This window comes from Nocardioides carbamazepini, from assembly GCF_024614185.1.
In the GTDB taxonomy this organism is placed as follows: domain Bacteria; phylum Actinomycetota; class Actinomycetes; order Propionibacteriales; family Nocardioidaceae; genus Nocardioides; species Nocardioides carbamazepini.
Genome location: NZ_JAHTLF010000008.1, coordinates 333,683 through 356,924, shown reverse-complemented (window position 1 = coordinate 356,924; position 23,242 = coordinate 333,683). Strand labels below are relative to the sequence as shown.

The window sequence follows — 23,242 nt, the reverse complement described above, 5'->3', positions numbered from 1 at the left end:
TGATTGGCTGTTCCGCCGGGCCAGGCGGCCGGATTCGCTCGTACCTCGCGAATGCGGCCGCGGCCCGGCGGTCAGCCTCGCTCGCTGGCGCTCGCTTCGGTTGAGGCGAGCGCTGTCGGGTTCTGCACGCCACGACTTTCTGATAGGACTCGACCATGGCCAGCCCGCGGGTACGCAAGATCGCCGACCGGATCCAGGTGATCGTCGCCGAGATGCTCGAGCGGCGGATCAAGGACCCGCGGCTTCGCCAGGACAGTGGGCACCTCGTCACGATCACCGAGGTCCGCCTCACCGGCGACGCGCAGAACGCCACCATCTACTACACCGTGCTCGGGGAGAACGCCGACCTGCAGGCGACCGCGATCGCGCTGGAGTCGGCCAAGGGTGTGCTGCGCGCCGAGGTCGGCAAGCAGCTCGGCATGCGGCACGTCCCGACCCTGGCCTTCGAGTTCGACGGGGTCCCGGAGACGGCGCGCCATCTCGACGAGGTGCTGGCCCGCGCTCGCGAGGCGGACGCGGCCGTCGCCGCCGCCCGGGCCGGTGCCCAGCCGGCGGGCGAGGCCGACCCGTACAAGAAGCCGCGCGAGGCCGAGCCCGACGAAGAGGCCGAGGACGCCGAGTGACCGCCGCCGGCGTGCCGTCGGGCATCGTCGTCGTCGACAAGCCCGCCGGCATGACCTCGCACGCCGTCGTCTCGCGGGTGCGCCGGGCCGTCGGCACCCGCAAGGTGGGCCATGCCGGCACCCTCGACCCGATGGCCACCGGCGTGCTCGTGCTGGGCGTCGAGCGGGCCACCCGGCTGCTCGGCCACCTGATGCTCACCGAGAAGGCGTACGACGCCACGGTGCGCCTGGGCGCGGCGACGTCCACGGACGACGCGGAGGGCGAGGTCGTCGCCGAGGCGCCGGCCGGCCACCTGCCGCCCGAGCTCGTCCTGGCCGAGTTCGAGAAGCAGGTCGGCGAGATCCTCCAGGTGCCGACCGCGGTCAGCGCGATCAAGGTCGACGGCAAGCGTGCCTACCAGCGCGTGCGCGACGGTGAGCAGGTCGAGCTCGTGGCACGACCGGTGACCGTCCACGCGCTGCACGTCCACGACCAGCGGGTCGTGGACGACCGGCTGGACGTCGACATCACGGTCCGCTGCTCCAGCGGCACCTACATCCGGGCCATCGCGCGTGACGTCGGCGCCGCGCTCGGCGTCGGCGGACACCTGACCGCGCTGCGCCGTACCGCTGTCGGGCCGTTCACGCTCGAGGGCGCCGTCACCGACCTCGACGAGGTCACCGTCACGCCCCTGGCCGATGCCGCCCGCGCCACCTTCCCGGTGCTGGACCTCGACGCGGCACAGGCGCAGGCCGTCCGCTACGGCCGTCCGCTGCCGCTCGCGATCGACACGCTCACCGGGGTCTTCGCCCCGGACGGGGAGTTCCTCGCGCTCTACCGTCCCGAGGGCGGGGCCGCCCGACCGGCGGCCGTCTTCGTCGGCTGACCTTCGGTCCACGCCGCCGATGTGGGAGAGTTGCCGCCGTGCGAGTGTGGCGTGACTTCTCCGACGTGCCCCGCGATCTCGGTCGCACGGTCGTGACGATCGGGAACTTCGACGGCATGCACCTCGGTCACCAGCACGTCATCCGGCGAGCGCGCGAGATGGCGGCCGAGGTCGGCGCCACGACGCCCGTCGACGGCGTGGTCGCGGTGACCTTCGACCCCCACCCGATCGCGGTGCTCCGCCCCGAGCACGCGCCGCCCACCATCACCACCATCGACCAGAGACTGCGGCTCCTCGGCGAGGCAGGCATCGACGACGTGCTCGTCATCCCGTTCTCCCGCGACATCGCCGCCTGGACGCCGGCGGAGTTCATCGACCGGATCCTGCTCGACACGCTGCACGCCAAGGCGGTCGTCGTCGGCGCCAACTTCCGGTTCGGCAACCGGGCCGCGGGCGACTGCAACCTGCTGCGCGCGGCCGGTGCCGAGCACGACTTCGTGCTGGAGGAGGTCAGCCTCGACGGTGGCCCCCAGGTGTGGTCGTCGACGTACGTCCGGACCTGTCTGGCCGCCGGCGACGTCACCGGCGCCGCCGAGGCGCTCGGCCGCGCGTTCACCGTCACCGGGATCGTCATCGAGGGCGACAAGCGGGGCCGCGAGCTCGGCTTCCCGACCGCCAACGTGCCGGTCCGCTCGGGTGCGGCCGCACCCGCCGACGGCGTCTACGCCGGACGGCTCACCCTGCTCGACGGCCCGGACGACGGTACGACCTACCCGGCGGCGATCAGTGTCGGCACCAACCCGACCTTCGCCGGGGAGCGCGAGCGCCGGGTCGAGTCGTACGTGCTCGACCGCACCGACCTCGAGCTCTACGGTCGGGAGGTCGAGGTCGCCTTCGTCGAGCGACTGCGGGGCATGGTGCGCTTCGACTCGGTGGAGGACCTGCTGACCGCGATGGCCGACGACGTCGACCGGGCGCGGGCGATCCTCGCGGACTGACGGGCTGTCCGACATGACCGGTGCGCAGGACGACGTCGCCGTCGCCGAAGGGTGGTTCGTCGACCACGGGCTGCCCTACTTCGTCGATGACGTGCGAGCCGGGGTGGCTCGCGGCCTGGGCCGTGGTCGCCTCGTCGGCGTCCTCGCGGCGGCGGTCCTGCTCGGCATCGCGGGCGGCTGCGGCGTCGCGGCCGGGCTCGGGGCGGCCGCCGGGGTCGGCGGCGGTCTCACCGTCGCCGGCATCGTGGCCGCCGTCTACGCCACGGCGACACTGCGGGCCTGGCTGATCGTCGGCTGGGCGGTGCGGCGCACACTCCGCTCCTTCGGCCTCGTCCTTCCGCTGGTGACCCGGGCGCTGCCGCTGCTCCTGCTGTTCATCACGTTCCTGTTCATCAACGCCGAGGTGTGGCAGGTCGCGGCCAGCCTCGACGGCGGTGTGCTGTGGGTCGCGGTCCTGCTCTTCGCCGCGATCGCGGTCGGCTTCCTGCTCACCCGGCTCCCGGAGGAGCTGGACACCGTCGACGCCGGCCTGCGGGGCCTGGAGCGGGTCAACCTGCTCCTGGTGCTGCTCGTCGCCCAGGCCGTCCAGGTGCTGCTGCTCGCCCTCGCGGTGTTCGCGTTCTTCATCGTGTTCGGTGTCGTCGCGATGGAGCCGTCCGTCGTGAGCCAGTGGACGGGTGGCGCGCTGCACCCGCCCGACGGCCCGGTCGGCGACTGGCTCGGCGACCGGCTCAGCCTCGAGCTGCTGCGGGTGTCGACCTTCCTGGCGGCGTTCAGCGGGCTCTACTTCACCGTGTACGCCGTCACCGACGAGATGTACCGGACCCAGTTCTTCTCCGTGGTGCTGCGCGAGCTGGAGAGCGCGGTCACCGCCCGCTCGGCGTACCGGGCCCTGCGCGACGACGCGCCCGATGTGACCGATGTGACCGGCGAGCCCGACGGGGCAGGGCGGTGAGCACGCGGCTGCCCGTCGTGCTCGACTGCGACACCGGCACCGACGATGCCGTCGCCATCCTGCTCGCCGCACTGCATCCGCGCCTCGACCTGCTCGGCGTGACCACGGTCTGGGGCAACCACGACGTCCGGCACACCACCGACAACACGCTGCGGGTGCTCGACCTCGTGGACCGCGGCGGCGTCGGCGTCCACCCGGGCCGCAATGAGCCGGTCCGGCCGCGGCTCGAGCCGCTCCCGTCCGGACGGGCCGACCTGCCGCCGACCCTCGACCTGCCGGCGCCGACAGCCGCCGCGGGCGGCGACGCGGTCGAGTGGCTCGTCGCCACGCTGCGGGCGGCCACGGAACCCGTGGCGCTGGTCGCGACCGGACCGCTCACGAACCTCGCCGCGGCGCTGGCGGCCGACCGGTCGATCACCGGCTCGGTGGGCCGGCTGGTCGTGCTCGGTGGCACCCACCGCGAAGCCGGCGTGACGCCGTACGCCGAGCGGAACGTGTGGTGCGACCCCGAGGCCGCCGCCGACGTCCTCACGGCGCGCTTCCGCGACGTGCTGCTCGTGACGATGGACGCGACGTTCTCGGCCCCGCTGACAACGGTGGACGTCGCCCGGCTGCGCGCGCTCGGCACACCGGCCGGAGCGGCCGCCGCCTCCTTCGTCGCCGCCCGGATCGACTGGTACCGCCGGGACGCGGCGATGGCCGCGCTCGGGGGAGCGCCGCTGCACGACCCGCTCGCCGTGGCCGCGCTGGTCGACCCCGATCTGCTCACCACGCTGCGCGCCGGGGTACGCGTGGAGCGATCCGACCCGGCGACGTACGGTGCCACGCGCTTCGCGGCCGAGGCCGACGAGTCCCTCGGCCGGATGTCGGTAGCGGTCCGCGCCGACAAGGACCGCTACGTCGACCTGCTCTGCGCGACACTGGGGAGTCGGCCGGCTCGGTCGGAGTAGCGCGCGAGGTGGCGCGACGACCTCGTCGTGTCGTCCGCTCAGTCTTCGATGCGACCGCGCAGCTGCTTGGTCTGCCCGCGGCGGCGCTTGGCGTCGAGTCGCCTCTCCTTCGAGCCGCGGGTGGGCCTGGTGGCGCGTCGGCTCGGCGGGGGCGGGGCCAGGAGCTCGCGGACCCGGGCGGCGAGGCGCTCTCGAGCGGCCACCCGGTTGCGGTGCTGGGACCGGTGCTCGTGGGCGACCACGCTGATCGGCCCGTCGATCCGGGTGAGCAGCCGTGAGCGCTGGGTGTCGGTGAGCACGCCGGAGGCGGCCGGGTCCCAGACCAGCTCGACCCGGCTGTCGGTCGTGTTGACCGACTGTCCTCCCGGACCGGGGGAGCGGGAGAACCGCTCGACCAGCTCCGGGGCAGGGATGACCAGGCCTGCCGGAATCCCCGGCCCGGGCGCGACGACGAGGTCCACCGGTGCCTAGGACACCGTCACGGGCACGCCGGACAGCGCCGCGTTGCCCGACACGTCGAGCCGCTCGGGATCGGTGAGGTCGTTGATCGAGACGCCCGCGACACCGGCGGCGATGCCGAGGCGGGCCCCGGCACGGCCGTGGCCGTAGCCGTGGGGGAGGGAGACCACGCCGGGCATCACGTCCTCGGTCGCCGCCACCTCCACCGTCACCTCGCCGACCCGGGAGCGGACCGTGACGACGGCGCCGTCGGCGAGCCCGCGGGCGTCGAGGTCGGCGGGGTGCATGAGCAGCTGGTGGCGGGCCTTGCCGCGGGTGAGCCGGTCGGTGTTGTGCATCCACGAGTTGCAGTCGCGCTGGTGGCGGCGGCCGATGAGCAGCAGCTCGCCGTCGCGGGGGAGTGCCTGCTCACGCAGCCGGGCGATGTCGTCGGTGACGAGGGCGGGGACGGCGTCGATCCGGTGGTCCCGGGTCCGCAGTCGGTCGGGCAGCTGTCCGGGGCGCAGCGGCCCGAGGTCGACACCCTCGGGGTGGCGGCGCAGCTCGGTCAGCGTCGTCTGCGAGCGGCCGGTCCGCAGCAGCGTGCCGATCAGGAAGGTCGGGCTCAGCCGCATCCGGGCCGCGGCCGTGATCCGGCGCTTCAGCGGCGGCTTCCGCCGCCGACGCCGGGTCACCCGCAGGTAGAGGTCGCGGAAGATCTCCCAGTCGTGGCGCTGGTCGCGGCCCTTCGGGAACACCGCCGGCGTGAACCGTGCGGTGTTGCGCACCGCCAGCAGGTGGAAGACCAGGTCGTAGTGGTCGCGCTCCAGCAGGGAGGTCGGCGGCAGGATCACGTCCGCATGGCGGGTCGTCTCGTTGATGTAGAGGTCGATCGCGGCGTAGAAGTCGAGCCCCCGGATCGCCCGGTCCAGCGCGACCCCGTCCGGTGTCGAGAGCACCGGGTTGCCGGCGACGGTGAGCAGCGCCCGCACCTGTCCGTCACCGGGGGTCTCGATCTCCTCGCGCAGCACCGAGACCGGGAGCTCGCCGCCGAACTCGGGCGCCTGCCGCACGCGCGAGCGGTAGCGGTCGTGGTGCCCCCGACCGATCAGCCCCCGCCCGATCGCGTCGATCGCCGGGGTCGTCAGCAGCACCCCGCCCTCGCGGTCGAGGTTCCCGGTGACCAGGTTGATCATCTGGACCGCCCACTGGCACAAGGTCCCGAACTCCTGGGTCGACACACCGATCCGGCCGTATGCCGCCGCGCCGTCTGCCGCCGCGAAGTCCCGCGCGATCCGGCGGATCTCGTCCGCCGGTACGCCGCTCGCCTGCTCGGCCAGCTCCGGGGTGAAGCCGGCGACCAGCTCCTCGACGGCCGCCAGCCCGTCGACGTACGACGGAGGGTGGGTGCGGCCCTCGGCGAAGAGCACGTGCAGCAGGGCGAGCAGCACCCAGGCATCGGTGCCGGGCCGCACGAAGTGGTGCTCGTCGGCGACCTTCGCGGTCTCGGTGCGCCGGGGATCGAGCACGACCATCCGGCCGCCGCGGGCATGCAGCTCGCGCAGCCGTCCGGGGAAGTCCGGCACCGTCATCAGCGAGCCGTTGGACGCCATCGGGTTGGCGCCGAGCACCAGGAAGTAGGAGGTCCGGTCGATGTCGGGCACCGGCAGCAGCAGCTGATGGCCGTAGAGCAGGTAGCCGATCACCTGGTGGGGGAGCTGGTCGACCGAGGTCGCGCTGAACTTGTTGCGCGTCCGGAACGACTGCGCCAGCGCGACGCCGTGGGTCATCGCGCCGAGGCTGTGGACGTTGGGGTTGCCGAGGTAGATCGCCAGCGCGTCCTCCCCGTGGTCGTCGACCGTGGCCGCGAGTCGGTCGGCGACCAGGTCGAGCGCCTCGTCCCAGCCGATCTCCTCGAACCGTGCGTCGGCGCCGTCGCCGACGCGTCGTACCGGACGGCGCAGCCGGTCCGGGTCGGCGTGGATGTCACCGAGGGCGACGCCCTTGGGGCAGATGTGGCCGCGGGAGAGCGGGTCTGCGGGGTTGCCGCGGACGCCGGTCACCCGGCCACCGTCGACCGTCGGGTCGATGGTCAGCAGCAGGCCGCAGGTGGCCTCGCACAGGTTGCACACGCCGGTCCGTGTCTCCACGCTGGCATCGTCGCACAGCGATTCGGCCCCCTGTGACCACCGCTGTTAGCCTTGTGCGGTTGCCGTCAGAACGGCCGCGGACTAAGAGAGCTCCAGGATTTCAGGCTGGGGCGCCGCGCAACGAGCGAACAAGGAGTCCCCATGGCAGTCGGTACCGACGCTGAGACCAAGAAGAAGATCATCGCGGAGTACGCCACCGCCGAGGGCGACACGGGTTCGCCCGAGGTGCAGATCGCGCTTCTCTCGCACCGCATCAGCCACCTGACCGAGCACCTCAAGCAGCACAAGCACGACCACCACAGCCGTCGTGGCCTGCTGCTCCTCGTCGGCCAGCGCCGTCGTCTTCTCAACTATCTGAAGAAGACCGAGATCGAGCGCTACCGCTCCATTGTCGAGCGCCTCGGCCTGCGCCGCTGATTTCCGCCGTCCGGCGGGGGCCGCTTCGCTCAGACCCCTCCGGCGTTGCGGGCCCTCGACGGCCCGCTTCGCTCGACGGCCGCCTTCGGGCCCGCGCCTTGGAGCCGCACGCGCCGGACGACGGAAATGCTCTTGAACGGGCGACCCTCGGGGTCGTCCGTTCTGCATTTCCCTGTGTTGGTCGTTACTCTGGCCGGTGACAACAAGTCCATTCCCGCGGGGCAGCGTGCCCTGCACGTACGAATAAGAGAAAACTGTTGACTGAACCCGTCATCTCCGCCGTCGAGACCGTTCTCGACAACGGCAAGTTCGGCACCCGCACCGTCAAGTTCGAGACGGGCCTCCTGGCCCGCCAGGCCGCCGGTTCGGTGACCGCCTACCTCGACGACGACACCATGCTGCTCTCGGCGACGACCGCCGGGAAGCACCCCAAGGACCACTTCGACTTCTTCCCCCTGACGATCGACGTCGAGGAGCGGATGTACGCCGCGGGCAAGATCCCCGGCTCCTTCTTCCGCAGCGAGGGTCGTCCGGGCGAGGACGCCATCCTCACCTGCCGCCTCATCGACCGGCCGCTGCGCCCGACCTTCAAGAAGGGCCTGCGCAACGAGGTCCAGGTCGTCATCACCGTCATGGCGCTCAACCCGGACGCGCCGTACGACGTGCTCGCGATCAACGCCGCGTCCATGTCGACCCAGCTCTCCGGCCTGCCGTTCTCCGGTCCCGTCGGCGCGACCCGGGTCGCCCTGATCGACGGCCAGTGGGTCGCCTTCCCGACGCACAGCCAGCTCGAGAACGCCGTCTTCGACATGGTCGTCGCCGGCCGGGTCACCGAGACCGGTGACGTCGCCATCATGATGGTCGAGGCCGAGGCCACGGAGCAGTCGTGGGGCCTGGTCACCTCCGGCGCGCAGGCGCCGACCGAGGAGATCGTCGCCGGCGGTCTGGACGCTGCCAAGCCGTTCATCAAGCAGCTGGTCGAGGCCCAGGTCGAGCTCGCCAACGTGGCCGCCAAGCCGATCCAGGAGTTCCCGATCTTCCTCGACTACGAGGACGACGTCTTCGAGGCCGTCGAGGCGGCCGCCAAGGCCGACCTGACCGAGGCGATGACCATCGGCGACAAGCAGGAGCGCGAGGCGCGCACCGACGAGCTCAAGGCCGAGGTGCTCGACAAGCTGGCCGGTCAGTTCGAGGGCCGGGAGAAGGAGATCGGCGCGGCGTTCCGCTCGCTCAACAAGCAGGTCGTCCGGGAGCGCGTGCTGCGCGACAAGGTCCGCATCGACGGCCGCGGCCTCGCCGACATCCGTCCCCTGCACGCCGAGGTCGACGTCGTCCCGCGGGTGCACGGCTCCGCGCTGTTCGAGCGTGGCGAGACCCAGATCCTGGGTGTCACGACCCTCGACATGCTCAAGATGGAGCAGCAGCTCGACACGCTCTCCCCGGAGAAGCACCGCCGCTACATGCACAAGTACATCTTCCCGCCGTTCTCCACCGGTGAGACCGGTCGCGTCGGCTCGCCGAAGCGCCGCGAGGTCGGCCACGGGGCGCTCGCGCGCCGGGCGCTGCTGCCGGTGCTGCCGAGCCGTGAGGAGTTCCCCTACGCGATCCGTCAGCTCTCCGAGGCGATGGGCTCCAACGGCTCCACCTCGATGGGCTCGGTCTGTGCGTCCACGCTGGCGCTGCTCCAGGCCGGTGTGCCGCTGAAGGCCTCCGTCGCCGGCATCGCGATGGGCCTGATCTCGGGCGAGATCGACGGCAAGCTCGAGTATGTCGCGCTGACCGACATCCTCGGCGCCGAGGACGCCTTCGGCGACATGGACTTCAAGGTCGCCGGCACCAAGGAGTTCGTCACCGCGCTGCAGCTCGACACCAAGCTCGACGGCATCCCGGCCGAGGTCCTGGCCAAGGCCCTCAACCAGGCTCGCGACGCGCGCCTGGCCATCCTCGAGGTCATGGCCGAGGCCATCGACGGCCCCGAGGAGATGTCGATCCACGCGCCGCGGATCATCACCGTCAAGGTGCCCGTCGACAAGATCGGCGAGGTCATCGGGCCCAAGGGCAAGGTGATCAACCAGCTGCAGGACGACACCGGCGCCTCGATCTCCATCGAGGACGACGGCACCGTCTACATCGGCGCGACCAACGGCGAGGCTGCCGAGGCGGCCCGGGCGGCGATCAACGCGATCGCGAACCCGACCATGCCCGAGGTCGGCGAGCGCTACCTCGGCACGGTCGTCAAGACGACCAACTTCGGCGCCTTCATCGCGCTCATGCCCGGCAAGGACGGCCTGCTGCACATCAGCAAGCTGCGTGGCCTCGCCGGCGGCAAGCGCGTCGAGAACGTCGAGGACGTCGTCGCGGTGGGCCAGAAGATCCAGGTCGAGATCGCCGAGATCGACGACCGCGGCAAGCTCTCGCTCATCCCCGTTGTCGAGGAGGCCGAGGGCGGCGAGTCCGCTGAGGCCGAGGAGTCGACCGACTCCGAGTGAGTCGCTGAGACGCCACGAGGGGGTGGCCGCCTACGGGCGGCCACCCCCTCGTTCCGTAGTGGCCGGCGGGAGGCTCAGTCGCGCTCGTAGTGGCCGGCGGGAGTGGGGTCGGGGCGGGGCATCACGAGCTGGTCGGCGTCGTGGAGGGATGCGGCGAGCGCGGCCATCCCCTCGCCCGCGGTGGTGACCGCTGCGTCGCCCTCCTTCGCGATGTCGCGGAACGTCTGCTCGACCGTGTCGATGATGACCTGGGCCGTCGGCTGCTTCTCGACCTCGACCTCGTTCGCCTCGAGCGTGGTGAGGATCTTGTAGGTGAGGGTGGCCGGCTTGACCGCGGGGATCTTGGAGATCAGCGTGCCCGTGACCTTGTCGAGGGCCCAGTCCTTGCCGAGGTTGCCGAGCGGACCCAGGTCCGGAAGGGTGTCGGAGAGGGCCTGGACCTTGCTCTCGATCACGCCCCCGATCTCGGTCCCGATGTCCTTGAACGTCCAGCCCGAGCCCGGCGGGAACGGGAAGGCGTCGGCGTCGTCGCGCCAGGCCTTGATGGTCGCCTTGAGCGCATCGCGGGCGTTCTCCGCCTGCTGCATCATCGCCTCCTGGGTCGCGCCGATCGCGGCACCGGCCTTCGCGACGCTCGACTGCGCCGCGTAGGCGAACAGCAGCATCGCCGCCGGAGCGGCGTCGGCAACCGCGACCCACGTGAAGAAGGCGTCCATCGAGTCGCCGTCCCAGTCCCACTCGTCGGCGAGCGCCGCGTTGACCTCGCCGAGGTTGGCGGTGAGCGTGGTCCCGTGCTGGATCACCAGGCCTGCCTGCTGGTCGGCCCCGTTGATCAGCGCCTCGGCGTCGACCAGGTGGAAGTTGTCCATGATCGAGCGCAGCCAGGCGCCGGTTCCCGCCGCGGACTGGGCACCCGCGGCGTACGCCTCGTTGATCCAGTCCTGGTAGGACTGTTGGTCGCCCGACGTGTCGAAGGGCGGCTCGGGCAGGATGGGGTAGACGGTGAAGGGCTTGCTGGCCGGCAGGCTGATCGGCCGCACGGTGGGCGCCACCTGCTCGCCTTCGTGGTGCAGCTTGAGGCTCACGAGGTGGGTGCGGAACATCTCCGCGGCGGCCTCGATGCCCATCAGGTCGGCGAGCAGGTCCTCGATCTCGTCGGTGACGGTCTCGAAGCGCTGGTCGCTGTAGTCGAAGGAGATCCCACCGCCACCACCGTCCGGCCGGGTCACGACGTCGCCTGGCCGAACGTGGGAGGCGCCGCCATGGGCGGGGCCTGGATGTCCGACTCCTTGATGCCCAAGGCATGCATGGCGTCGCGCGCTTCGGCGTCCCTGGCCTGGAAGTCCTTGGTGATCAGGACCACCGCCGACGCGGCGTCCTGGAAGGACAGCACAGCCCGGCGGAGCAGGCCGTACACCGTTCGGTTGATCTCGAGTGCCTGGGCGAGCGCGGGCGGTGACCCGGCACGGACCGTCGGCTCGTACCACTGCTGGTGGACCGCGCCGATGCCGTCGAGTGCCGCGGCGAGGTCGGCGGCCTGGTCGGGGAAGCTCTTGGTCCCCGCCCGGTAGAGGACCTCGAACTGCATCTTGACCGACTCAGCCATGGGACCGTGACTCCTCTGCTTGCGAGCGGGCCCGCTGGCCGCCCGTGAGACGGCTTCCCGATGGCGCTCGTTCCCAAACGCTTGGGTACCGTCAGGACCATGCAGGCTCGTGCGTCGTCCGGCGCCATCACCAGGACCGTGCACACGGTCACCGGAGCCGACGGACTCGTCGTCTCCCACGTCCGCCGCACCCGGCTCCCGTCCGGGCTGCGCATCGTCACCGAGCAGATGGCGGGCGCCCGCTCCGCCTCCATCGGGGTGTGGGTCGGCGTCGGCTCCCGCGACGAGAGGGCCACCACCCACGGTGCCTCCCACTTCCTCGAGCACCTGCTGTTCAAGGGCACCACGGAGCGCTCGGCCCTCGACATCTCGATCGAGCTCGACGCGGTGGGCGGTGAGTTCAACGCGTTCACCGCGAAGGAGTACACCTGCTTCCACGCGCGGGTGCTCTCCGACGACCTGCCCCTGGCCGTCGACGTGCTCGGCGACATGATCACCGGATCGGTCATCGCGACCCACGACGTCGACGCCGAGCGCGACGTCATCCTCGACGAGATCGCCATGCACGACGACGACCCGGACGACGTCGTCCAGAACCTGCTCGCCGAGCTGGCCTGGGGCGCGGACTCGGCGCTGGGACGGCCGATCGCCGGCACCACCGGCTCGATCGAGGCGATGACCCCGGCTCAGATCAAGCGCTTCTACCGACGGCACTACGCGCCGAGCAACACCGTGATCTCGGTGGCCGGGGCGCTCGACCACGCCGCCGTCGTACGCGCGGTGAAGAAGGCGTTCGGACGCCACGGCTGGCTCGAGACCCAGGCCGCTCCGGCTCCCGCGCGGACGACGACCGCCCGCCGTCGGCCCAAGGTCGGCCCGGGCGAGGGCCGGGTCGACCGGCCCTTCGAGCAGGTCAACCTGGTCATCGGCCGCGAGGGCCTGACCCGCGACGACGACCGCCGCTACGCCCTCGGGGTGCTCAACACCGCCCTGGGCGGCGGCACCTCCAGCCGGCTGTTCCAGGAGGTCCGCGAGCTGCGCGGGCTGGCGTACTCCGTCTACTCCTTCGCCAGCCACTACGCCGACTCCGGTCTCGTGGGCGTAGCGGTGGGCTGCCTGCCCGACCGCACCGACGAGGTGCTGGCCGTGGTCCGCGACCAGCTGCGCCTGATCGCGGCGGACGGGATCACCGAGGAGGAGCTGAGCCGCGGCAAGGGCCAGCTCGTCGGCGGGATGATCCTCGGCCTGGAGGACTCCGGCTCGCGGATGATGCGGCTGGGCAAGAACGAGCTCGTCAACGGCGAGGTGCTCGGCATCGACGAGGTGATCGCCCGGATCGAGGCGGTCACCCTCGACGAGGTCCGCGAGGTCGCCGCGGAGGTCTTCGGCCGGCCCGAGCTGCTCGCGCTCGTCGGGCCGGCCTGAGCCGGCCGGCGCGAGCGCGCCTGAGGGCGCGGTTCAACTACCGAAGTTGTCGCGACCAGGCCGGTCCGACGACGAACTCGGTAGTTGAACCCACCAACCTCAGGTCACGCGCTCCGGCTCCAGGCCGGGCTCCGGCTCAGCCTCCGGCTCAGCCTCCGGCTCGGGGTCGACCGGCTCGATGGAGAGCACGAAGTCGTCGCCGTGCTCGGTGACGCCCGTGATGACGGCCTGCTCGACCGCCTCCTCGCCGTACTTGCGGCGCACGACCATCGGATCGTGCCGCAGCTCGCGGACGAGGGAGGCGGCGAGGCCGATCATGATCAGCACGAACGGCAGCGCCGCCACGATGGTGATCGTCTGTAGACCGGTCAGCGCATCCTCTCCACCGGCGAGCAGCATCACCGCGGCGACCGCGCCCGTCGCGACACCCCAGAAGATGACGACCGCGCGCCGGGGCTCGGTCGTGCCGCGTTCGGACAGGCTGCCCATCACGATCGACGCCGCATCGGCGCCGGACACGAAGAAGATCGCCACCAGCAGCATGACCAGGATGCTGGCGAGGGTTGCGAGGGGGAGCGCGTCGAGGGTGCCGAAGAGCTGGGCCTCGAGGCCGCCGGCGTCGGCGATGTCCGTGCCGTCACGCTGCAGGTCGATGGCGGTGCCACCGAGGATGCAGAACCAGATCACGCTGACGACGCTCGGGACGAGCAGCACGCCGGTGACGAACTGGCGGATGGTGCGCCCGCGCGAGATGCGCGCGATGAACATGCCGACGAACGGTGTCCACGACAGCCACCACGCCCAGTAGAAGACGGTCCAGCCGCCCAGCCAGGCCTCGGTGTCGGCGCCTTCGGCGCCGGTGCGGGCCGCCATCATGGCGAGGTCCTGGACGTAGCTGCCGAGTGAGGTCGGCACCAGGTTGAGGATGAACACGGTCGGTCCGACCACGAACAGGAACAGCGCGAGGACGAGGGCGAGCACCATGTTGATGTTCGAGAGCCACTGGATGCCCTTGGCGACGCCGGAGACCGCGGACAGGACGAACGCGACGGTCAGCACGGTGATGATCACGACGAGAGCGCCGTTGCCGAGCGGGCCGACGTCACCGACGATCTCGAGCCCGCTGCTGATCTGGAGGGCGCCCAGGCCCAGCGAGGTGGCCGAGCCGAACAGGGTCGCGAAGATCGCGAACATGTCGATCACCTTGCCGGCGCCGCCGGAGGCGCGCTTGCCGAGCAGCGGGGCGAAGGCGGCGGAGATCAGCTGGACGCGGCCCTTGCGATAGACGCCGTACGCGATGGCGAGGCCGACGACCGCGTAGATCGCCCACGGGTGCAGGGTCCAGTGGAACATCGTCGTCGCCATGGCGGTCTGCGCGGCGGCGTCCGGGTCGCCACCGGTGCCGGGTGGCGGGGTGACGAAGTGCGAGAGCGGCTCGCTCACGCCGTAGAACATGAGACCGATGCCCATGCCCGCACTGAACATCATCGCGATCCACGAGGTGGTGCGGAACTCCGGCTCCTCGTCGTCGCGGCCCAGCGGGATGGTGCCGTACTTGCTCATCGCCAGCCAGATCACGAACACGACGAAGCCGCTGGAGGTCAGCACGAACAGCCAGCCTGTGTTCGTCATCACCCACTCCAGCGCCTTGCCGGACGCGGTGCCGAGCGAGGTGGTGCTCAGCAGGCCCCACACGACGAAGGCGATGCTCACGGCGGCGGCGGTGCCGAACACCAGCGGGTCGAGGCCGCGCCGTGCGGCACCGTCCGCCTCGACGGCCTGGTCCAGCGCCGGGTGGGGGACGACGTCCGCCGCCGGTGTGCTCAGCGCGTCGGCGAGCTCGGCGGCTCGGGAGGTGGGGCTCTTGCTCGGGGTCGTGCTGGAAGTCTGGGTCACGTCTCTCCAGGGTCTCGCCGGTCAGGACGCATGTCCGTTTCCGGCGGGTTCCTCGAAGGGCGCGGGCCCGACGTGACGGCGTGGAGCAGTCGCCACGCGGTCACGTCGAGTTCGAGACTCTCCGAGAGACAGGCCAGCCCGAAGCGGGCATGCTGCCCCAGCAGGTTAACAACAGATGGCCTGGTCCCGGCCAATCGAGAGCCGGCACCCGGCGCTCGCGGAGCGCTCAGCGCCTCCCGATGATGCCGATCACCGGCGGCATCTTCGAGTCCACGATGTAGACGCGGAAGCCGCTGTCGCGCAGCTGCGCGGAGGCCTTGGCGAGGATGTCGGGCACCTGCTCGGGACGGCTCGCGTCGAAGAACAGGTTGACCGAGCCCCCGGGCATCAGCCGCTCGTGGAGGAGGGCGATCTCCTCGTGGGCGTCGCGCACCCAGAACAGGTTGACGTCGAAGGCGAACACCTTGGTGAGGCGCTTGACCGGCACCCGCAGCGTGGCCAGGTCGATCTGGCGCACGGTCAGCTTGCCGGCGGTGATGTGCTCGGCGCAGCGGGCCTTGGTGCGGTCGACGCCCGCCTCGGAGCGGTCGATGGCGAACATCTTTCCCTTGCCCTCGAGGCGGCGGCAGATCAGGTCTGCGGCAGCGCCGTTGCCACAGCCGATCTCCAGCACGTGGTCGTTGGGCTGGACGTCCATGAAGTCCACCGCCCACCGGATCCGGGCCGGGATCTTGTTCACCATGGGGGTCAGCCTGCCAGAACGTGACCCGGGGCGACGCACTACCTTGGTGCCGTGAGTTCACGTGTCGCGGATCAGGCAGCGGGAGAGCGCCTGCGAGTGGGGGTTCTCGGGGCCCGAGGCAAGGTCGGGGCCGAGGTCGTCAAGGCGGTCCAGGGCGCCGACGACCTGGACTTCACCGTCGGTGTCGACCAGGGCGACCCGATCACCTCGCTGGCCGAGAGCGGCACGCGTGTGGTCGTCGACTTCACCCATCCCGACGTGGTGATGGACAACCTGCGCCACTGCATCGAGAACGGGATCCACGCCGTCGTCGGCACGACGGGCTTCGACGAGGGCCGCCTCGACACGCTGCGCGGATGGCTCGCCGACAGCCCCGGCACCGGTGTCCTCATCGCCCCCAACTTCTCCATCGGCGCGATCTTGATGATGCGGTTCTCCGCCGTCGCCGCGCCGTTCTTCGAGTCGGTCGAGGTCGTCGAGCTGCATCACCCGACCAAGGCCGACGCGCCCAGCGGAACGGCCGGCCGCACGGCCGAGCTGATCGCCGCCGCCCGTCGGGAGGCCGGCAGCCCGCCGGTCCCGGACGCCACGAGCACCGGGCTCGAGGGAGCGCGGGGCGCCGACGTCGACGGGGTCCGTGTGCACAGCGTGCGGGTGCGCGGGCTGGTCGCGCACCAGGAGGTCATCCTCGGTGGGCTGGGGGAGACCCTCACCATCCGGCACGACTCCCTGGACCGGGTCTCGTTCACCCCCGGCGTGCTCACCGGCGTGCGCCGGATCGGCTCGTTCCCCGGCCTCACCGTCGGCCTGGAGCACTTCCTGTTTTGATGGGCCGAGCGTGTCGCCTATCGAGCGACACCGCACGGTCCTCGCTTCGCTCGGACCGCGGGCGCCACTCGATGCGCTGCGCGCGGGCGCCACGCTGCCGGCCGGGGCGCCGTGCGGGTCCCACCCTGCCGACCGCGGCGCCACGCTGCCGGCCGGCGGCACGGGCTACAGCAGCCTGACGAGGGCCGCCGCGGCCGCCGAGCCGAACACGACGACCAGGAACGGCGCCCGGGCGAGCAGCAGCAGGACGGCCACACCGAGGGCGAACAGCCGGGCGTCGAGGGTCAGGGCCCGTCCCTCCGGGGCGGCCAGCACCTGGACCGTCACCAGGGCCGCGAGCAGGGCGACGGGGATCAGGTCGGCGATCCGGGCGACGAGCGGATTGCCGAGCACCCGGGCCGGGACGGAGAGGCCGGCGAGCTTGAGCAGGTAGCAGCCGACGCCGGCGCCGAGGACGGCCCACCAGATCACGGCGCCTCCTCCGGTGGCGGCGGACGACGAGGCGTCAGCACCGCGACCAGGACGGCGACGCCGGCGGCCACGAGGACCGGTACGCCGGCCGGGGTCACCGTCACCGCGCCCGCCGCGACCAGGGAGGCCAGCACGGCGGTCACCCGCAGGACGGGCGTGCTCAGCCGCGGCCACAGCAGGGCCAGGAAGGCCGCACCCACGGCGGCGTCGAGGCCGAGGTCCCGCGGGTCGCCGAGCCGCTCGCCGGCGACCGCCCCCACGAGGGTGGTCAGGTTCCACAGCACGAAGATGGTCAGGCCGGTGGTGAGGAAGCCGGTGCGGGCCAGGTCCCGGTCAGGGCGGGTGACGCTCATCGCCGTCGACTCGTCGATGAGCACGTGGGCGGCCGTGAGCCGCCGCCAGCCGCGGTAGCCGAGCAGCGGGGCCATCCGCAGGCCGTAGAGGGTGTTCCGAGTGCCGAGCAGGAGTGCCGTGAGCGCTCCGGCCAGCGGCGTCCCACCCGATCCCAGCACGCCGACCAGTGCGAACTGCGAGGCCCCGGTGAACATGACCAGCGACAGCGCGCAGGTCTGCGCGACATCCAGCCCGGAGGCCACCCCCACGGCGCCGAAGCTCAGACCGTAGGTGCCGGTCGCGATCGCGACCCCCAGGCTGTCGCGTACGACGGCCCGCCGGGCGTCCTGGTCCGTGCCCATCGGGCGTCAGGTGAGTGCGGTGTGGAGCCGGACCTGCTTGACCGATCCGGTCCCGGCCTCGTCGGCGAGCTCGCGGCTCGCGCCGTCGGGTGCCCAGCCGGCATCGGCGAGGAAGGAGCGGAAGACGTCGTCGGTCGCGTCGAGCCAGCACACGGCGCGGGTGAACCCGTCGGCGACGAGGGTGTCGACGCAGGCCTGGAGCAGGCGGGAGCCGTGACCGGTGCGCGTCTCCTGAGGGTCGACGGTGAACTCCGCCATCTCACCGTCCGCGGCCCCGTCGGCGTCCGGGTCCGGGTTGGGGCCGGTCACCGCGAAGCCGACCACCCGGTCGTGCGCCAGCGCCACCAGTGCTCGGTGCCGGGCCTCCGGCGGTCGGGCGAGCGACTGCTGCCAGGCGCTCGCCAAGGTGGCGGGATCGAGCCCGCGCTCGGCGAGGACGGCCAGCCCGTCGTCGTACCTCTCACGCCAGGCCCGGAGCTGGACCGCGGCGATCCCGGCGGAGTCCGCCGGCCAGGCGACCCGAACGGAGACGTCAGCAGCGACCATGCCGGCCAGTGTGGCAGGGCGCCGGTGTGGCCCGGCGCACTAGGGTCGACCCATGGAGATTCGCAACCTCGGGGCGAGTGGCCTCCGCATCTCGGCCATCGCCTACGGCAACTGGATCACCCACGGCTCCCAGGTCGAGGAGGACGGCGCGCTGGCCTGCGTGCGTCGCGCGCTCGACGAGGGGATCACGACCTTCGACACCGCCGACGTCTACGCCAACACCGCCGCGGAGACCGTGCTCGGCAGAGCCCTGGCGGGGGAGCGCCGCGAGGGGCTGGAGATCTTCACGAAGGTCTTCTGGCCGACCGGTCCGGGCAGGCACAACGACCACGGCCTTTCCCGCAAGCACATCATGGAGTCGATCGACGGCTCGCTGCGCCGGCTCGGCACCGACTACGTCGACCTCTACCAGGCCCATCGCTTCGACCACGAGACGCCGCTGGAGGAGACGATGGTGGCGTTCGCCGACGTCGTCCGGTCGGGCAAGGCGCTCTACATCGGCGTCTCGGAGTGGCGTGCCGAGGAGATCCGAGCGGCCGCCGAGCTGGCCCGTGAGCTGCGGGTGCCGCTGATCTCCAATCAGCCGCAGTACTCCATGCTCTGGCGCGTGATCGAGGCCGAGGTGGTGCCCACCTCCCAGGAGCTCGGCATCGGTCAGATCGTCTGGTCGCCGATCGCGCAGGGCGTGCTCACCGGCAAGTACCGCCCCGGCCAGGCCCCGCCGCCCGGCTCTCGTGCGACCGACGAGAAGGGTGGTGCCAACGACATCAGCCGCTGGCTGCGCGACGACGTCCTCGAGCGGGTGCAGCAGCTGCAGCCGATCGCGGACGCGGCGGGGCTCTCGCTCGCCCAGCTCGCCGTCGCCTGGGTGCTGCAGAACGACAACGTCTCCGCCGCCATCATCGGCGCCAGCCGCCCCGAGCAGGTCACCGAGAACGTGAAGGCGGCGGGGGTGCGGCTCGACACGGAGACCATGGCCGCCATCGACCGCGTGCTCGACGGAGTCGTCACGACCGATCCCGCGCTGACCCGGTCGCCACGCCGTTCGGAGGTCCTGGGCTAGGGTGTGGCTCCTTATACGGCGCCGGATAAGGTGCCGCGCCCTAGGAGCCGGGGCGGAGCGCGAACAGGTAGCGGCTGGTCGGCACCAGGTCCAGGCCGTCGGCGGCGCCGAAGCGGGCGCAGCTGTCCATCAGCGTCGTGAACCGACGCTGGAGCTCCTCCTCGTCGCCACCGCTGCCGTAGAAGGCGTGGTGGTCGGTCAGCGCGGCCATCGGGAACAGCTCCTCGACGATCCCGGCCACGTCGGCGCCGCCGGGCGTGAGGTGCGCCGTGACCGGGTTCTGGACGTACCCGAAGGTGCCCTGGGTGTCGATCGCCACCTGCGTGTGCCGCTCCAGCCAGTCGGCCAGCCACACCGCGTGCGGCATCGCCTCCGGCCGACGCAGGAAGGCCAGGTTGGCCAGCGCGTCGACGCGCTCACCGTCCGGCACCGCGGGCGGGACCAGCGGCTCGCGCTCGTCGACGGACCAGGCGTGCGCGTCCGGGTCGTGCCGGCGTACGACGTCGACGAGTGGCGCCGGATCACTGTCGGTCCACACCGACACCACCGCCGTGATCGGCACGCCGGGGCCGAACCGCATCGCGGGCGCGACGGCGTCGTCGTCGACGTTGACCTGGAGCCGGGTCGCGCCGGTCGCGGCGACCTCCGCGCGGAACGCGGGGTCGAGCAGGGCGGAACCGGGCGTGTGCAGCGCGGCGATGACCTTCACGCCGAGCAACCTACTTGTCGTAGTCCTCCGGAAGCGGCTGCCCGATCTTCACGCGCGCCTTGGGCAGCCGCATGAACTTCATCTGCATCGAGCGGGTGAGGGCGTAGTAGGTCGTCCCCTTGAGCGACTCGCCGGGGAACCGGCGGCCCAGCTCGCGACGCAGCCGGAACCGGAGGAGGACCATGTCGGTCACCACGAACAGGACCGTGGCGAGCAGGACCAGGCTGCTGGCCCGCACCAGCGCGGAGCTGCCGGTGTAGCCGAGCATCAGGCCGATGATCATCAGCGGGATGACCATCTCGACGATCGAGAAGCGCCGATCGACGTAGTCGCGGATGAACCGGCGCACCCGGCCCTTGTCGCGGGGCAGGTAGTAGCGCTCGTCGCCGCTCTTCATGCCCTGGCGGATCTTGCGGCTCTCCTCGGCGCGGAACTCACGCTGGCGGCGCGACGCCTCCTTGCGGTCCTTGGGGCCCTTGGCGCGCGCCTTCGCGGCTGCCTCCGCCTCCTTGCGGGTCGGTGTCGGGCGACCCTTGCCGCCGGCCTTCCCGTCCGACGCGGCCTGTGTGGCCTGCTCCTCGACGGTGGGTGACTTGGTGCGCTTGAACACGATCAGGCCTTCCGGACCAGACTTGACTTGAGCTGCATCGGACCGAACCCGTCGACCTTGCAGTCGATGTCGTGGCCGCCGACCCGGCTGTCGGGGGCGACCAGGCGGATGTTGCGGACCTTGGTGCCGGACTTGATCGGCTTGGGCGCACCCTTCACCGGGAGATCCTTGACCACGATCACGTCGTCGCCCTCGGCGAGGGACTTCCCGTTGGCGTCACGTACGACGTCCGCGGCCGCTGCCTCGTCGGCTGCTGCCGCGGCCTCGGCGGGCGACCACTCGTGGGCGCACTCCGGGCAGACCATCAGGTCGCCCAGCTCGTAGGTGTACGCGCTCGAGCACTCCGGGCAGGCGGGCAGCGGGTCAGTCACGGTGCGACTTCCCCGGGAGGTCCAGCATCCGTTGCAGGGCGGTCAGCGCGTCGGCCTCGGTCTGCGGGTCGACCTCGATCTGGTTGACCACGACACCCTCGACGAGGTTCTCCAGCGCCCACACGAGGTGCGGCAGGTCGATCCGGTTCATCGTGGAGCAGTAGCAGACGTTGCGGTCCAGGAACATGATGTTCTTGTCCGGGTGCGCGTCGGCGAGGCGCTGCACGAGGTTGAGCTCGGTGCCGATGGCCCAGCTCGAGCCGGAGGGCGCGGCCTCGATGGTCTTGATGATGAACTCGGTGGAGCCGACGAGGTCGGCCTTGAGGACGACCTCGTGCTGGCACTCCGGGTGCACGAGCACGTTGAGGTCGGGCACCTTGGCGCGCAGCTCGTCGACGACGTCGGCGGTGAACCGCCCGTGGACCGAGCAGTGGCCCTTCCACAGGATCATCCGGGCGTTGGCCAGCTCCTCGGCGCTCAGGCCGCCGTCGGGCTTGTGGGGGTTCCACACCACGCACTCGTCGAGGGAGTAGCCCAGCTGGAGGACCGCCGTGTTGCGGCCGAGGTGCTGGTCGGGCAGGAAGAGGACCTTGGTGTCCTTGTTGTCGGCCCCCTTCTGCTGGAAGGCCCAGTCGAGCGCGACCTCGGCGTTCGACGAGGTGCACACGACGCCGCCGTTGCGGCCGCAGAACGCCTTGATCGCCGCGCTGGAGTTCATGTAGGTCACCGGGACGACGTCGTCCTGGACGCCGGCGGCGGCCAGCGCCTCCCAGGCCCTCTCGACCTGGGCGATCCGGGCCATGTCGGCCATCGAGCAGCCGGCCGCGAGGTCGGGCAGGATCACCTTCTGCTCGGGACCGGTGAGGATGTCGGCCGACTCCGCCATGAAGTGCACGCCGCAGAACACGATGAACTCCGCGTCCGGCCGGGCCGCGGCGTCGCGGGCCAGCTTGAACGAGTCACCGGTCACGTCGGCGAACTGGATGACCTCGTCGCGCTGGTAGTGGTGCCCCAGCACGAACAGCCGTTCGCCGAGCTTCTCCTTGGCGGCGCGAGCGCGCTCCACCAGGTCGGGGTCGGAGGGCGCCGGCAGGTCGCCGGGGCACTCGACACCCCGCTCGGAGAGCCGGTCCGTGCCACGGCCCAGCGGCAGCAGCGGGAGGTCCACGGTGGTCATGGCCACATCCTAGTTTGGGGTGCCCCGGTCCCTCCGATCGGTGCGGTCCGATCGCTGCGGTCAGCATGCCTGCCCGCCGCCGGTCGGCGGGATCCACCATGATGTGACGCATGCGCATCCTGGTGGCCCCCGACAAGTTCGCGGGCACGCTCACGGCGGTCGAGGCCGCCGAGGCGATCGCCGCCGGATGGCGACGGCATGCCCCCGGCGACGAGGTCGTGCTGGCGCCGATGTCCGACGGCGGGCCGGGCTTCGTCGACGTCCTGCACGCGACGCTCGGCGGCGAGCTGCTGGCGGTCGTGGGGGAGGCGCCTCAGGGCCACGACGTCCCGGCCACGATCCTGCAGGTCGGTGACACCGTGTACGTCGAGAGCGCCCAGGTCTGCGGTGTGCACCTGACCGGCGGCAAGCTCGGTGAGTTCGGTACGACGGTCGGCGTCGGCCGCCTGCTCCTGGAGGCGGTCAACGCCGGTGCCACGCGGGTCGTGGTGGGTCTGGGGGGCTCCGGGACCAACGACGGCGGCGCCGGCCTGCTCGCCGCCCTTGGCGCGGACGCGGACGTCGCCCTGGACGTGGGCGGGATCTTCCTCGACGGTGTGACCCGGGTGGACCTCAGCATCGCCCGCGGTCTGGTCGACGGCGTCGAGATCGTCGCGGCGACCGACGTCGACAGCCCGCTCACCGGGCTGTTCGGTGCGAGCAAGACCTTCGGCGCCCAGAAGGGCATCGACGAGGAGACCCAGGTCCTCCTCGACGGCTTCCTCGAGCGGTTCGCGGCCGCGACCGACCGGCGGCTCGCGCTGGAGCCGGGGGCCGGCGCCGCGGGTGGCCTCGGGTTCGCCCTGATGCTGCTCGGTGGCACCCGGGTCTCGGGCATCGGGCTGGTCGCCGACGTCGTGGGGCTCGCCCGGCAGGCGCGCGCGGCGGACCTGGTCATCACCGGTGAGGGTGCCTTCGACTTCAGCAGCCGGGCCGGCAAGGTGCCGGCCGGCGTGGCGGCGGTCGCGGCCGACGCGCTCCGGCCGTGTGTGGCCCTGGCGGGGCAGGTGCTCGTGGGGTCGCGCGAGATGCGCGCGCTCGGCATGGACGCGGCGTACTCGCTCGTCGACGCGGTAGGGGAGGAGCGCGCCTTCGCGGATCCCTCCGGGGCGCTCTCCGAGCTGGCCGCGCGGGTGGCTCGGACCTGGTCGGCCTGAACCCCGCGTCCGCACCCCCTC

At 71.7% G+C, this 23,242-nt stretch carries 24 protein-coding genes; 11 read left to right on the top strand and 13 right to left on the bottom strand.

Annotated elements, in window-relative coordinates:
• The first annotated feature begins 155 nt into the window (after window positions 1–155).
• The 5 genes from rbfA to KVF89_RS04235 are packed head-to-tail and all read left to right on the top strand — an operon-like array spanning window position 156 to window position 4,392.
• On the top strand, window positions 156–623 hold the full coding sequence (rbfA, locus tag KVF89_RS04255) for a 30S ribosome-binding factor RbfA (RefSeq protein ID WP_257423653.1): 468 nt from the start codon (window positions 156–158) through the stop codon (window positions 621–623).
• The gene (gene truB, locus KVF89_RS04250) at window positions 620–1,489 is read left to right on the top strand and encodes a tRNA pseudouridine(55) synthase TruB (RefSeq protein ID WP_257423651.1); all 870 of its coding nucleotides are present in this window, start codon (window positions 620–622) and stop codon (window positions 1,487–1,489) included. Before rbfA ends, truB begins: the two co-directional genes overlap by 4 nt.
• A 38-nt stretch (window positions 1,490–1,527) precedes the next feature.
• Window positions 1,528–2,487, top strand: a complete 960-nt coding sequence (locus tag KVF89_RS04245; protein WP_257423649.1) for a bifunctional riboflavin kinase/FAD synthetase — start codon at window positions 1,528–1,530, stop codon at window positions 2,485–2,487.
• 13 nt (window positions 2,488–2,500) lie between these two features.
• Complete coding sequence (locus KVF89_RS04240) at window positions 2,501–3,442, top strand: hypothetical protein (RefSeq protein WP_257423646.1); 942 nt, start codon at window positions 2,501–2,503, stop codon at window positions 3,440–3,442.
• On the top strand, window positions 3,439–4,392 hold the full coding sequence (locus KVF89_RS04235; RefSeq protein WP_257423645.1) for a nucleoside hydrolase: 954 nt from the start codon (window positions 3,439–3,441) through the stop codon (window positions 4,390–4,392). The genes KVF89_RS04240 and KVF89_RS04235 overlap by 4 nt, the downstream gene beginning before the upstream one ends.
• Before the next feature lie 38 nt (window positions 4,393–4,430).
• Here the strand turns inward: KVF89_RS04235 and arfB are convergent, their stop codons facing one another.
• Both arfB and KVF89_RS04225 read right to left on the bottom strand, forming a co-directional pair.
• A complete protein-coding gene (arfB, locus tag KVF89_RS04230) occupies window positions 4,431–4,853 on the bottom strand; it encodes an alternative ribosome rescue aminoacyl-tRNA hydrolase ArfB (RefSeq protein WP_257423643.1) in 423 nt (140 codons plus the stop codon).
• A 6-nt stretch (window positions 4,854–4,859) separates the two neighbouring features.
• The gene (locus KVF89_RS04225) at window positions 4,860–6,980 is read right to left on the bottom strand and encodes a molybdopterin-dependent oxidoreductase (protein WP_257423641.1); all 2,121 of its coding nucleotides are present in this window, start codon (window positions 6,978–6,980) and stop codon (window positions 4,860–4,862) included.
• Window positions 6,981–7,121: 141 nt separating this feature from the next.
• On the opposite strand from KVF89_RS04225, the gene rpsO reads away from it, so the two are divergent.
• Complete coding sequence (gene rpsO, locus KVF89_RS04220; protein ID WP_257423640.1) at window positions 7,122–7,397, top strand: 30S ribosomal protein S15; 276 nt, start codon at window positions 7,122–7,124, stop codon at window positions 7,395–7,397.
• A gap of 257 nt (window positions 7,398–7,654) precedes the next feature.
• Window positions 7,655–9,886: a polyribonucleotide nucleotidyltransferase gene (locus KVF89_RS04215; RefSeq protein ID WP_257423638.1), complete on the top strand. Its 2,232-nt coding sequence runs from the start codon at window positions 7,655–7,657 to the stop codon at window positions 9,884–9,886.
• A 74-nt stretch (window positions 9,887–9,960) separates the two neighbouring features.
• On the opposite strand, the gene KVF89_RS04210 is transcribed toward KVF89_RS04215, so the two are convergent.
• Together KVF89_RS04210 and KVF89_RS04205 are read right to left on the bottom strand one after the other, a co-directional pair.
• Complete coding sequence (locus KVF89_RS04210; RefSeq protein WP_257423636.1) at window positions 9,961–11,115, bottom strand: hypothetical protein; 1,155 nt, start codon at window positions 11,113–11,115, stop codon at window positions 9,961–9,963.
• On the bottom strand, window positions 11,112–11,492 hold the full coding sequence (locus tag KVF89_RS04205) for a hypothetical protein (RefSeq protein ID WP_257423634.1): 381 nt from the start codon (window positions 11,490–11,492) through the stop codon (window positions 11,112–11,114). The genes KVF89_RS04210 and KVF89_RS04205 overlap by 4 nt, the downstream gene beginning before the upstream one ends.
• 99 nt (window positions 11,493–11,591) lie before the next feature.
• Here KVF89_RS04205 and KVF89_RS04200 point away from each other — a divergent pair, with 99 nt between their 5' ends.
• On the top strand, window positions 11,592–12,917 hold the full coding sequence (locus tag KVF89_RS04200) for a M16 family metallopeptidase (RefSeq protein ID WP_257423632.1): 1,326 nt from the start codon (window positions 11,592–11,594) through the stop codon (window positions 12,915–12,917).
• A 99-nt stretch (window positions 12,918–13,016) separates the two neighbouring features.
• Here the strand turns inward: KVF89_RS04200 and KVF89_RS04195 are convergent, their stop codons facing one another.
• On the bottom strand, window positions 13,017–14,813 hold the full coding sequence (locus tag KVF89_RS04195) for a BCCT family transporter (protein WP_257423631.1): 1,797 nt from the start codon (window positions 14,811–14,813) through the stop codon (window positions 13,017–13,019).
• Between the two features lie 226 nt (window positions 14,814–15,039).
• Window positions 15,040–15,555, bottom strand: a complete 516-nt coding sequence (locus KVF89_RS04190; RefSeq protein WP_257423629.1) for a class I SAM-dependent methyltransferase — start codon at window positions 15,553–15,555, stop codon at window positions 15,040–15,042.
• A 90-nt stretch (window positions 15,556–15,645) separates the two neighbouring features.
• On the opposite strand from KVF89_RS04190, the gene dapB reads away from it, so the two are divergent.
• A complete protein-coding gene (gene dapB / locus KVF89_RS04185; RefSeq protein ID WP_257423844.1) occupies window positions 15,646–16,383 on the top strand; it encodes a 4-hydroxy-tetrahydrodipicolinate reductase in 738 nt (245 codons plus the stop codon).
• Window positions 16,384–16,548: 165 nt separating this feature from the next.
• On the opposite strand, the gene KVF89_RS04180 is transcribed toward dapB, so the two are convergent.
• From KVF89_RS04180 to KVF89_RS04170, 3 genes are read right to left on the bottom strand one after another with little or no spacing between them, the layout of a single operon-like run.
• The gene (locus tag KVF89_RS04180) at window positions 16,549–16,854 is read right to left on the bottom strand and encodes an AzlD domain-containing protein (RefSeq protein WP_257423628.1); all 306 of its coding nucleotides are present in this window, start codon (window positions 16,852–16,854) and stop codon (window positions 16,549–16,551) included.
• Window positions 16,851–17,549, bottom strand: coding sequence for an AzlC family ABC transporter permease (locus tag KVF89_RS04175; RefSeq protein WP_257423626.1), 699 nt, complete (start codon window positions 17,547–17,549; stop codon window positions 16,851–16,853). Before KVF89_RS04175 ends, KVF89_RS04180 begins: the two co-directional genes overlap by 4 nt.
• Before the next feature lie 6 nt (window positions 17,550–17,555).
• The gene (locus tag KVF89_RS04170) at window positions 17,556–18,095 is read right to left on the bottom strand and encodes a GNAT family N-acetyltransferase (protein WP_257423623.1); all 540 of its coding nucleotides are present in this window, start codon (window positions 18,093–18,095) and stop codon (window positions 17,556–17,558) included.
• A gap of 52 nt (window positions 18,096–18,147) precedes the next feature.
• Here KVF89_RS04170 and KVF89_RS04165 point away from each other — a divergent pair, with 52 nt between their 5' ends.
• Window positions 18,148–19,158, top strand: a complete 1,011-nt coding sequence (locus tag KVF89_RS04165; protein WP_257423621.1) for an aldo/keto reductase family protein — start codon at window positions 18,148–18,150, stop codon at window positions 19,156–19,158.
• A 40-nt stretch (window positions 19,159–19,198) separates the two neighbouring features.
• Here KVF89_RS04165 and KVF89_RS04160 read toward each other — a convergent pair whose 3' ends face one another.
• The 4 genes from KVF89_RS04160 to nadA are packed head-to-tail and all read right to left on the bottom strand — an operon-like array spanning window position 19,199 to window position 22,025.
• On the bottom strand, window positions 19,199–19,867 hold the full coding sequence (locus KVF89_RS04160; RefSeq protein ID WP_257423620.1) for a hypothetical protein: 669 nt from the start codon (window positions 19,865–19,867) through the stop codon (window positions 19,199–19,201).
• A 10-nt stretch (window positions 19,868–19,877) separates the two neighbouring features.
• Window positions 19,878–20,477 carry a DUF3043 domain-containing protein gene (locus KVF89_RS04155; protein WP_257423618.1) on the bottom strand — a complete coding sequence of 200 codons (600 nt, stop codon included), beginning with the start codon at window positions 20,475–20,477 and terminating at the stop codon, window positions 19,878–19,880.
• A 2-nt stretch (window positions 20,478–20,479) separates the two neighbouring features.
• Window positions 20,480–20,848 carry a zinc ribbon domain-containing protein YjdM gene (locus KVF89_RS04150; RefSeq protein ID WP_257423617.1) on the bottom strand — a complete coding sequence of 123 codons (369 nt, stop codon included), beginning with the start codon at window positions 20,846–20,848 and terminating at the stop codon, window positions 20,480–20,482.
• The gene (nadA, locus tag KVF89_RS04145) at window positions 20,841–22,025 is read right to left on the bottom strand and encodes a quinolinate synthase NadA (protein ID WP_257423616.1); all 1,185 of its coding nucleotides are present in this window, start codon (window positions 22,023–22,025) and stop codon (window positions 20,841–20,843) included. The genes KVF89_RS04150 and nadA overlap by 8 nt, the downstream gene beginning before the upstream one ends.
• Before the next feature lie 110 nt (window positions 22,026–22,135).
• Between nadA and KVF89_RS04140 the strand changes: the two genes are divergently transcribed.
• Window positions 22,136–23,221, top strand: coding sequence for a glycerate kinase family protein (locus tag KVF89_RS04140; RefSeq protein ID WP_257423614.1), 1,086 nt, complete (start codon window positions 22,136–22,138; stop codon window positions 23,219–23,221).
• The last annotated feature ends 21 nt before the right edge of the window (window positions 23,222–23,242 follow it).

Excerpts from the sequence above, each read along its gene's own strand:
- rpsO (WP_257423640.1), top strand. The coding sequence starts at position 7,122 with ATGGCAGTCGGTACCGACGCTGAGACCAAGAAGAAGATCATCGCGGAG.
- KVF89_RS04240 (WP_257423646.1), top strand. The coding sequence starts at position 2,501 with ATGACCGGTGCGCAGGACGACGTCGCCGTCGCCGAAGGGTGGTTCGTC.
- KVF89_RS04165 (WP_257423621.1), top strand. The coding sequence starts at position 18,148 with ATGGAGATTCGCAACCTCGGGGCGAGTGGCCTCCGCATCTCGGCCATC.
- rbfA (WP_257423653.1), top strand. The coding sequence starts at position 156 with ATGGCCAGCCCGCGGGTACGCAAGATCGCCGACCGGATCCAGGTGATC.
- KVF89_RS04175 (WP_257423626.1), bottom strand. The coding sequence starts at position 17,549 with ATGGGCACGGACCAGGACGCCCGGCGGGCCGTCGTACGCGACAGCCTG.
- nadA (WP_257423616.1), bottom strand. The coding sequence starts at position 22,025 with ATGACCACCGTGGACCTCCCGCTGCTGCCGCTGGGCCGTGGCACGGAC.
- KVF89_RS04200 (WP_257423632.1), top strand. The coding sequence starts at position 11,592 with ATGCAGGCTCGTGCGTCGTCCGGCGCCATCACCAGGACCGTGCACACG.
- KVF89_RS04190 (WP_257423629.1), bottom strand. The coding sequence starts at position 15,555 with ATGGTGAACAAGATCCCGGCCCGGATCCGGTGGGCGGTGGACTTCATG.
- KVF89_RS04205 (WP_257423634.1), bottom strand. The coding sequence starts at position 11,492 with ATGGCTGAGTCGGTCAAGATGCAGTTCGAGGTCCTCTACCGGGCGGGG.
- KVF89_RS04170 (WP_257423623.1), bottom strand. The coding sequence starts at position 18,095 with ATGGTCGCTGCTGACGTCTCCGTTCGGGTCGCCTGGCCGGCGGACTCC.
- KVF89_RS04140 (WP_257423614.1), top strand. The coding sequence starts at position 22,136 with ATGCGCATCCTGGTGGCCCCCGACAAGTTCGCGGGCACGCTCACGGCG.